Origin of the sequence: Metallosphaera yellowstonensis MK1 (assembly GCF_000243315.1) — an archaeon.
GTDB lineage: Archaea > Thermoproteota > Thermoprotei_A > Sulfolobales > Sulfolobaceae > Metallosphaera > Metallosphaera yellowstonensis.
Window position 1 is genome coordinate 35,896 of the sequence record NZ_JH597761.1, and the last position, 9,448, is coordinate 45,343.

General features: G+C 51.2%; 7 protein-coding genes and 2 pseudogenes. 6 read left to right on the forward strand and 3 right to left on the reverse strand.

All coding sequences use genetic code 11. The annotated features are described in order from the left end of the window. Positions 1-55 precede the first annotated feature (55 nt). Positions 56-642: pseudogene (locus tag METMK1DRAFT_RS00965) on the reverse strand (IS607 family transposase). A 346-nt stretch (positions 643-988) separates the two neighbouring features. Between METMK1DRAFT_RS00965 and METMK1DRAFT_RS00970 the strand changes: the two are divergent. Then, complete coding sequence (locus METMK1DRAFT_RS00970; protein ID WP_009069789.1) at positions 989-1,777, forward strand: ParA family protein; 789 nt, start codon at positions 989-991, stop codon at positions 1,775-1,777. A 1,096-nt stretch (positions 1,778-2,873) separates the two neighbouring features. Here the strand turns inward: METMK1DRAFT_RS00970 and cas6 are convergent. Continuing rightward, the gene (cas6, locus tag METMK1DRAFT_RS00975) at positions 2,874-3,731 is read right to left on the reverse strand and encodes a CRISPR system precrRNA processing endoribonuclease RAMP protein Cas6 (protein ID WP_009069793.1); all 858 of its coding nucleotides are present in this window, start codon (positions 3,729-3,731) and stop codon (positions 2,874-2,876) included. A gap of 409 nt (positions 3,732-4,140) precedes the next feature. Here cas6 and METMK1DRAFT_RS19370 point away from each other — a divergent pair, with 409 nt between their 5' ends. From METMK1DRAFT_RS19370 to fdhD, 5 genes are all read left to right on the forward strand, one after another. Then, positions 4,141-4,275: a hypothetical protein gene (locus METMK1DRAFT_RS19370; protein WP_009069797.1), complete on the forward strand. Its 135-nt coding sequence runs from the start codon at positions 4,141-4,143 to the stop codon at positions 4,273-4,275. 5 nt (positions 4,276-4,280) lie between these two features. Then, the gene (locus tag METMK1DRAFT_RS00980; RefSeq protein WP_009069799.1) at positions 4,281-4,766 is read left to right on the forward strand and encodes a hypothetical protein; all 486 of its coding nucleotides are present in this window, start codon (positions 4,281-4,283) and stop codon (positions 4,764-4,766) included. Positions 4,767-5,005: 239 nt separating this feature from the next. Continuing rightward, positions 5,006-7,900, forward strand: a complete 2,895-nt coding sequence (fdhF, locus tag METMK1DRAFT_RS00985) for a formate dehydrogenase subunit alpha (RefSeq protein ID WP_009069801.1) — start codon at positions 5,006-5,008, stop codon at positions 7,898-7,900. After that, on the forward strand, positions 7,864-8,214 hold the full coding sequence (locus METMK1DRAFT_RS00990) for a DUF1641 domain-containing protein (RefSeq protein WP_009069803.1): 351 nt from the start codon (positions 7,864-7,866) through the stop codon (positions 8,212-8,214). Before fdhF ends, METMK1DRAFT_RS00990 begins: the two co-directional genes overlap by 37 nt. Further along, positions 8,211-8,969 carry a formate dehydrogenase accessory sulfurtransferase FdhD gene (gene fdhD, locus METMK1DRAFT_RS00995; RefSeq protein ID WP_009069805.1) on the forward strand — a complete coding sequence of 253 codons (759 nt, stop codon included), beginning with the start codon at positions 8,211-8,213 and terminating at the stop codon, positions 8,967-8,969. Before METMK1DRAFT_RS00990 ends, fdhD begins: the two co-directional genes overlap by 4 nt. A gap of 207 nt (positions 8,970-9,176) precedes the next feature. Here fdhD and METMK1DRAFT_RS19800 read toward each other — a convergent pair. Next, positions 9,177-9,357 (reverse strand): annotated as a pseudogene (locus METMK1DRAFT_RS19800) (hypothetical protein); the annotation flags it as partial. Between the last annotated feature and the right edge of the window lie 91 nt (positions 9,358-9,448).

The window sequence follows — 9,448 nt, forward strand, 5'->3', positions numbered from 1 at the left end:
CTCAACCTCCTTAAGAACGCGGTACTTCCACTCGTTCAAGAAGTCGCCCTCTAGTTTAACCGTCCTTTTTAAGGTTTTCAACACATTTTACCACCTTCTCACACTCTTGGCCGTAAATTCTAGAGGCAAATGACTTGACGATCTCTACAAAGTCCTCCATCAACTCCTGCGTGTAATCCTTATCATCTTGGAAAGCCACAACGTTTACTCCGTAAGCTTTGAATAACTCTACGAGGTATTCGAAGCCGAAACGTGTTAGCCTGTCCTTATGAGCTACAACTGCGTCAATTTGCCTCCTCTTGGCTAACTCTATTAACTTCTTTAACCCTTCTCTATCCTCTTTCAATCCGGAACCTATATCCTTTTTCTATCACACTCACTTCACCGAAAGTTTTCCTAACCCGTTCTCTCAACGCGTCCAACTGCCTCTCCAATTCCTCCTTTCGCGTTGATGAAACTCGAGCGTAGGTCGCTACTCGTTTAACCCTTCCACCGCCAGACAACAATCAATTTCGCTGTAAGGTATTCTCCACCTACCGTTAACCTCAACAACCTTCATCTTCCCCTCCCTTACTTAATGACACCACTCCTACTCACGCCGAATATTTCAGCAACCTCACTGGGTGTTAGATACCTCTCCACAGTAATTAAAAGTAACTAGAAGTATTTAAAAGTTACGTGAAAGTGCTATAGTCTCTGGTGCTAATTTGCCTTATTTAATGAACGTCTGAAAGAATAAATGTAAAGCCTAGTCAGTTTAAGGTGAGGGATAAGGTGATTTGGCCCGATCAAGCGTAGACAACGTAATTCGAGAAGGAAACCCGAATCGCCCAAAATACTCTCGTGAGGAGCGTTAAGTTAACATTGATCAATGATATAGATTATGAAATATCAGTGAAGGTTCCGATGTCGGCTTCCTGGAAAATACTGTCATGATGAACCGAAAGTTTTTTAGAGAAAAACTAAGTGTACAAAAAAAGAAGAAGATATGTTCAGAATATCCATCCATGGTGCCAAAGGGGGAGTTGGGAAGTCTACCATCGCTTTGGGCTTGGCGAGAGAGTTGGCACTGAACGGGAGGGAGGTTCTGTTTATAGACAGGGACATCCTGGGCTTCGCCTCTTTCCTCGCAGGTATTAGGGAGTATGGTCTACTAGCGAAGGCAGTAGAGGGGCGAGGCCCTTTACCTTTGAGAGAGATCAGGATGGGCAGAGGTACCTTGACCGTGTTGAAGCTCTTCGGAGACGGCATGAGGTTCAAGAGCGATATGGCAGTAATCCAGGCCGACCCCGCTCTTAGGGCTGAGTTAGAGGTCACATACAGGGAGATCTTGGGAAAGAGGAGTTACCATTTCGCCGTTGTGGATAACCTACCTTTAGTGACTCCATCAGATGATGTTGTGAGACATGAGCTGGAAGTTTTCAGGGCAGTCTATCCAAGCTCCCAAATCACTAGGATATTCGTCTCCGATTCGTCCAGGTTTTGCATAAATGACACCATGAACTACGTTAGGGTGGTCGAGAGTTCTCCAGACAAGGTCGGGTTTCCAGGTTTCTTCGTGATCAACATGATCCCTCCGTTTAGGGATCAGGAGGAGTACTTGAGAGTACTCAGGGAGGCTAAGGAAGGTTTAGGGACCAAGGGAGGAGTTCTTATCCCGTTCCTGGAACAATTGTTCCAGATCAAGGGTGGACTGGAGTCCTTCCCTACAGTCCCTCAGATCCGAAGGATGGCCTTAAACCTGGAGAATGGCACCTTCGAGGAGTTTATTAATTAGAATTAGGATAGAAATTGAGTTAAATGAGGGGCCTTTCAAGTGTTTACCCGTGGTGCAACTTACCTTCTTTAATACTTCTAATTGCACCACGGGCACCCCTCCTAAGGGCTCATACACGGTCACCCCCCAGATCATTGGGGTTAGTGGAGGGAAACTTCAATACCCATCCAACTTCTCCCGTCCTCGTGAGCGGTGCCCCTCATAACTTGGGAGATCATCAAAAGGAAATTCCTTGGTAACACCGCATGAACATAACTCATGTCGTATTGGATTTAAAAGTAATTAAAAATGTTTAAAACTCACGCGGGAATGTTATAGTCTCAGTGCTTATTCGCTTCATTATGACAGAACAAATGGATGTAAAGCCCCATCAGTTTACGGTGAGGGGACGAGGTGGGTTCGACTCATCAAGGATAGAACAATACAATTCGAGAAGGAAACCCAAATGACCCCCTCTATAAATCAGGCGTTAATTTAAGTGTTTTAATTTAACGTATTATACACCAGACTTGTGTTCCATTTCCTATTGTACTTCGCTTACAATGATGGGGGTTAAGGCACTACCGTTTCGTCCCTGAAGGACTATGGGAACAGCTAGTCCAGTGCACCCCTGACGTCAACTTCCAAGAACTTGAAGTCCCTCCCCCTGGGCTCCCTGAAGCTCCTCCATCGGGAAATTGAGCGAGAAGTCCTGGACACGTGGAGATATTATGAGGATAAGGTTATAAGCGGATGGAGAAACGCCTTCTTAGGTGCAAAGCCCCGTGGACTTCGGACTCCTCCGGTAGCCCGATGAGATCCTTAGGGCATGTCGGTAACAATCTCCAGCTCAGGGATCTTTTCCGCTCGTCAGGTCTCGTCCCGAGGACCCGGCTAGTCTTTGCGAAGGGCTCTAGGCCCACCCTTCGAGGGCTCGAAGCCCACGGGCCATTTCTGCAAAATGCATTCTCCACGTGAAATATAACCTTCACTCTCCTGAACTTACATCCCTCACGTTCCAGACTTCTCGTCCTACCCCTTCCGTTGAAGGGATGCACGCGGCATATTTAAAAGCATGGATTAAGGATAAGTTACGCCACGCTTAAACACACCCTCGTCAGGTCTCCCCACCCTGCAACTCCTTGACCTCGACTACCCCAAAACCTAAACCTCTGGACCTCCCCACCCCGAGGTGATTGGCCAGTGCAAGGAGCCTCCCAATCCTTTCCCTAGTCCTTGGAGACCCCAAGATCTCGTATTTAACCCAACCGGTGAATCCCCTGGCTTCCCTCATCTTACCCTGGTCTGATTTACCTATCAAGGCGGTCTCAGGTCTCACGTTGTACCCCGTCTCCATCATGATGAGGTCAGCTATTCTACCCAGGTAGTAGGGCGTGGTTTCCCTCTCCTTCAGCAGGATCATCTCCTTGGGTTCCGCCACTGAGTTCCATATGGACACCAAGGAGGATATGAGGAGGGAGGGTTGTGGGACGAGCCGATTCACCTCCCTGAACTTCCCCTTGAGCATGGGTGGGAGCATGTACAGGTTAGTTAACAGGGTTGTAGTTCGAAATTTCATCAGTACCCTGTGGTGCGTCAGTCTCAATTTATCTAACTCTACTACTTCAAATTTGTATGTACCGAATTGGAACTCACCGTAAGGCGTCTCCAGGATCCCGTCCATTTCGGTGAAGAACTCAGGCCTCACCTCCTTGGTGGCGAAACTCACCCTGCAGTGTGCCGTGACGCCACCCCTGAGAGTTAAAGGGGTTCCAGGTTCGCCTTTCCTCGCGTACATGTAGTTCCCGTTCAAGATTAGGGGCGTTATCTGGTAGGGTCTCCTGTTGATGTCTTCCCAGTCCAGGTTCAGGTTCTTCACGGTCAGAAAGCTCTTGACCACCTTGGACGTCATAGGAGGCAGGACGACATCTCTCCTGGGAGTCACTGATAGGTGGATCGAAACTATGAAGGTCAACTTACACTTAGAGTAGAGTGTAGGATTAAATGGTAGTCGGTTATGGGTTAGCAGTTATTAGACTCCCCTGGATGAGGGGACGTTGGTCAAGGGAAAGGCACGCAACTACTAACGGGTTTCCGGCCCCATGGGATTTCGGTGAATCGACGAACTATCCTAAGCCCTCAAGCTCCTCCAGGGCCACGGTGGACGACAATCGTCTCGCACATTAAGGCCTGGATGTTCTGCAGATGTTAGGAGTTCAGCCCTCCGTCTATTCTTCACGACTACATCAGGCCAGGGAACAAGTGCTCCCACGGATAAGCAGGGTAACTCACTGAAGAGTTCAGCGACCACCCACAGGTTATCCATGTCCTCGACGCCAGATTCCAGGAAAACCTTTTTAATTCGCTCCCAAATTAAATATCCAATGATAGTATCCAACAGGCTGATGGAGGATTACAACGGCGAGAGGTCACGGGAGATTCCTGGACACGAGTTCACGGATCCTTTGACATCAGCTAGGTTTAGCCCAACGTTAAGGGGTTCTGGAGGGAGGAGGTGATTTAGTTGGCCGTGATAGTCAGGAAGGTGCACAAGAGGGACGACGGCACTACAGTTTGGATAAGGGTAGGCGATTCACCCCCTGTGATAAAGGAGGGCTCGGTCATAGACGGGGGTTTCTTCATAAGGATAGGGGATGATTCTGGGGATAAGATGATAAGGCTCTCAGACCAGGAGGCTCTGGACATAGCCTACAGGATAATAGAGGCCTACAGGAGACACGTTAGGATATTCGCAAAGTTGGACGAACTCTCGTACGAGCAGTACAAGAGGATAAAGCAGGTCGAGAGCGAGGACGAAACGGAGGAACTCTTGCCGGAGAAGTTAGAGCAGGAGGTGATAAATTTCCTTAAAGAGAATGGAGGAGAGAGCACCTTGGAGGAGATACGGAGTGTCCTGGGAGAGGAATATGCGGCCTATGCCAGGGGGCCCATGAAGGACAAGAAGGTTAGGGTAGAGGGGACAAGAGTGAAACTTCTGAAAGGTGAGTGAACCTTATAACATCGATCCCCAATTCGGTAACGTGAGGCAGTCCCTATTACCGCAGTTGTGGGATTTTTCCTTAGTTAGCGCCCTGTAATCAAGGTAAAATCTGATAACTGCTGCCCTATTACCTACCTAAGATTCCCATAACTGCTGTCTAATAACTGCTGTGAATAACTGTCAGGTTATTTTCACTTTATCATGATATATAAGAAGTCTTTTTTATTTTGAGTGATGTAACTTCCGTCATGGTAGTTTTTAAATACCAAGGGAGGAAGATAGTGGCAGGAGAGGGAGAACTCCTACTAGAGGCTCTCTTGAGAGACGGGACGTATATCCCACACCTCTGCTACGTGAGGGGAATGAGACCGCTGAGAACCTGTGATCTGTGCCTAGTCGAGGTCGACGGTAAGGTGGTGAGAGCCTGCGAGACCCAAGTGAGGGACGGTATGACGGTCTCCCAAGCTCCCAAGTGGAAGGAGGCCCTGTCCAGGTTGTTGAATAACCACAATCTATACTGTACCCTCTGCGACAACAACGTGGAGTGTGAGCTCCACGATGTGGTGGTCAAGTCCGGTGTCTCACGTCAGGAGTTCAGGGAGAAACCCTACCCCGTTGACGACTCCAACCCCTTTTACGTCTACGATCCCTCCCAATGCATCCTCTGTGGTAGGTGCGTTGAGGCCTGCCAAAACCTGGTGGTCAACGAGGTGATAAGGATGGGTTGGGAACTGGATCCGCCGAGGGTGGTCTGGAACGGGGAGAACGTTGACCAGTCGTCCTGCGTCTCCTGTGGCACCTGCGTTACTGTCTGCCCGGTTAACGCCCTAATGGAGAAGACCATGCTGGGAAGAGCAGGTCTCCTGACCGGGATGAACCCTGTGACCAAGAAGAGACTGATCGGCGTCATGAAGAGCACTGAGAGGAACTTTTCACCCCTGCTCTTGCTCAGCGAGCTTGACTCGATCTCCAGGAGGGGACTCATCAAGAGGGGAAAGACCGTTTGTACCTTCTGTGGGACAGGTTGTTCCTTTGAGGTCTGGGTCAGGGGAAGGGAAGTCCTTAAGGTGGAACCCAGACCCGAGTCCCCGGTTAATGGTTTGGGGACCTGTGTGAAGGGTAAGTTCGGCTACTCCTTCGTCAATAGTAACGAGAGACTTACGAAACCTCTGATCAGACAAGGTCATGAGTTCAGGGAGGCCAGTTGGGAGGAGGCCCTGGATTTAGTGGCCAGGAAGCTTAGGGAGATAAGGGATAAGTACGGACCTGACTCCGTGGGCGTAATCGCCTCCTGCACCTCCACCAACGAGGAGGTTTACTTGACCCAGAAGTTCGCTAGACAGGTGATCGGTACAAACAACGTGGACAACTGTGCCAGATACTGTCAGTCCCCAGCTACGACGGGCCTTCTCAGGACTGTTGGTTACGGGGCCGACTCGGGATCCATCCACGACATGGAGTGTGCTGACCTGCTGATACTCATAGGTACCAACACCGCGGAGGCCCATCCTGTGATAGCCAGTAGGATAAAGAGGGCCAAGAAGCACGGAAATCTCAGGTTGGTGGTCGTAGACGTCCGGATGCACGAGATGGCCGAGAGGGCAGACCTCTTCCTGACCCCGAGGGTGGGGACTGACCTGGTCCTGATAAACGGGGTAGCTAGGTACATCCTCGAGAGGGGGTGGGAGGACAGGAAGTTCGTGGAGGAGAGGACGGAGAACTTCCAGGAGTACGTCAAGAGCCTGGAGCCTTACAACCTCCAGTATGTGGAGGAGGTGACCGGTATCCCCAAGGAGAAGATCATTACCCTCGCCGAGATGATCCACGAGTCAAGGAACGTGGCTGTGGCTTGGGCTATGGGAGTGACGCAGCACCAGGATGGGAGTGAGACGTCCACCGCCATATCCAACCTCCTGCTCCTCACGGGAAATTACGGGAGGCCCTGTTGCGGAGCCTTCCCTCTGAGGGGTCACGCCAACGTACAGGGGGCAGGAGATGTAGGTGGACTCCCAAACTTCCTCCCCGGGTACCAGTCCCTGAATGACCCTGAAGTAATAAAGAAGTTTGAGGAGGCCTGGGGGATCAAACTGCCCAGAAAACCCGGTTTGACCAGTACCGAAATGGTGGACAAGACGTTAACTGGAGAGCTAAAGGCCATGTACATTATAGGAGAGGACAAAGTCATGGCTGACGCTGACCAGGGAAGGGTGAGGGAGGCCCTGTCCAAGCTTGAGTTTCTGGTGGTTCAGGACCTCTTCTTGACCGAGACCGCCAAGTTAGCCCACGTGATCCTACCTGCCTGTTCCTCCCTGGAGAAGGAGGGAACGTTCACCAACACCGAGAGGAGGATTCAGAGGCTCTATCGCGTCCTGGATCCGCTTCCTGGTTGTAAGACCGACATGGAGATCCTTCAGGAGTTGGCTAAGCTGATGGGGTTTAACTGGGACTACTCCGGTCCCGAGGAAGTCATGAGGGAGATATCCAGGCTATCCCCCATTCACGCAGGAGTGACGTACCAGAGGTTGGAGAACTTCGGCAGCCTACAGTGGCCCGTTACCGAGGACGGCCAGGACTCCCCGTACCTGTATAGGGACAGGTTCCCGTTCCCTGACGGGAGGGCCAGGTTCTATCCAACTACATTGATAGAGCCCAGGAGCACAGGAGAAAAGTACGACCTGTACTTGGTCAACGGGAGGCTCCTGGAGCATTTTCACTGGACCAATCAGACCGGGAGGACTCCCTTGAAACGTAAGGTACCGGAGACCTTCTTGGAGGTCTCTCCTCAGCTGGCCAAAGAGAGGGGTTGGAGGGAAGGCGACGTAGTCCTAGTGGAGTCCCCGGTGGGTAGATTGAGGACTAGGATACTGATCACCGGGAGGGTCTCAGGTAACAGGGTCTTCCTATCCATACACGGTCAGGGAGACTCCGCGGTGAACCTGGTTACTGAGGACATTAGGGATCCGACCAGTAAGACTCCAGCATATAAGGAGGTACCGGTCAGGGTGGAGAAACTGGAGGAGTGCGTAGGTTGTCCTCCAGTTCTCCCTAAGGGAAACCCCAGGAACTGGACCAGGAATCCAAGGAAAGGAGTGGAGGTGGAACTGAAGTGGAGGAGAAAGGATTACAACAGGTTGACGGATTGAGCCAGGAGGCACTGGAGGACATCTTTAAGCTCCTCAAGGAGCTGGAGAGCTCCGGGCTGCTCAAGGCCCTACTGGGCCTAGTGGAGGGGAGGGAGGAGTTGCTCTCGAGGCTCACCATGTGGATCGAAAACAACCGTAACCTCGTGGAGAACTTCACTCTGCTCCTCAACGCGTTATCCTCCGTCGACCCAGGGGAGGTCAGGACCGCGAACTCGCTCACGGAACTACTGAACCTACTTAAGGACCCGGAAGTTCTTAGTGGATTGTCCCTCTTCCTGGCGTTCATGAGGGAACTAGGGAGGAACATGAGATGAGTCAAAGGGTGAGGGTTGTCAAGTTCTGGGAGGGCAAGGTCTCAGAGGAAGAGGATGAGGTCGCCCTTGAGGAACCTCTCCTAATCAACATCGTGGGGGATAACTCCAGTAAGAGTATCTACGTCATGAGGACGCCAGGAGATGACGAGTATCTGGCCTTGGGTTTCGCCTACACCAACGGCTTGATAAGATCCCTGGACAACCTGAGGGAGGTAAGTGTAGGAGAGGGGGAGGTGACCCTCCACATACGCGGTGATGTCGTCCTTAGGAGGGAACTCCCGCTCCTGTCCTCCTGCGGAATCTGTGGTGATCCCAGGATAGTACTCCCATCCACCGTGGGGAGTGAGTTCAGAGTTGGCGTGGAGACCCTCCTGAAGCTCCCCTCCCTACTGATCAGCAGGCAAAGGCTCTTCTCAGAGACCGGAGGACTTCACGCCGCTGCCGCCTTCTCTGTGACGGGAGAGTTGTTAGACCTGTACGAGGACGTGGGTAGACATAACGCAGTGGACAAGTTAGTGGGGAAACTGGTGAAGTCTGGAGGAGACGGTAGAGGTCTCATACTACAGGTTAGCGGTAGAGTTGGATTCGAGATAGTGCAGAAGGCCTCAGTCATAGGCTTCCCCCTGATCAGTGCCATATCAGCTCCCTCTAGCTCAGCGGTGAAGTTGAGTCAAGAGACCGGAGTTACCTTAGTGGGTTTCTCCAGAAAGGGTAGGTTAAATGTGTACTCACACCCAGAGAGGTTGATATTCTAGGTTTAGGACTTTCATAGGGTTTCACGAGATTTCATGGACTCCTCTCATCATACCCCTTGGCCGGTTCCCCACCCTGGAGATTCCCTTGAGAGAACTGTTTGAATCTACGATAGGTCTTGGCTCTGTGACCTGGCTAAATACCTCCATTTCTCCGACAGCAGTTATGGGACTTTAACGTAGCTTAAAGATTTTCATCAGCCCAGGTGGTCAGCCTAAATGACGTTCGAGAACATGAGGAACGCCTCCACGCTCCTCAGGTTAAGCTCCCTATCAACTCCCTGACGACGTTGGTCACGGTGAAGATCGTGAGGTAACCCTTAAGCCTCTCCCTCCTCCAGTATGAGGAGTCCCAGGGCCTTGACGTCCCTTGGAGCTCCTCAATCTCCCACCCGACAGGCCTCCTCCCCGCTCGGTAGACCCAAAATCACCTCCTTGAAAATAAATCTATATTATTAATAAGCGGTCCTATTGATTTAAGT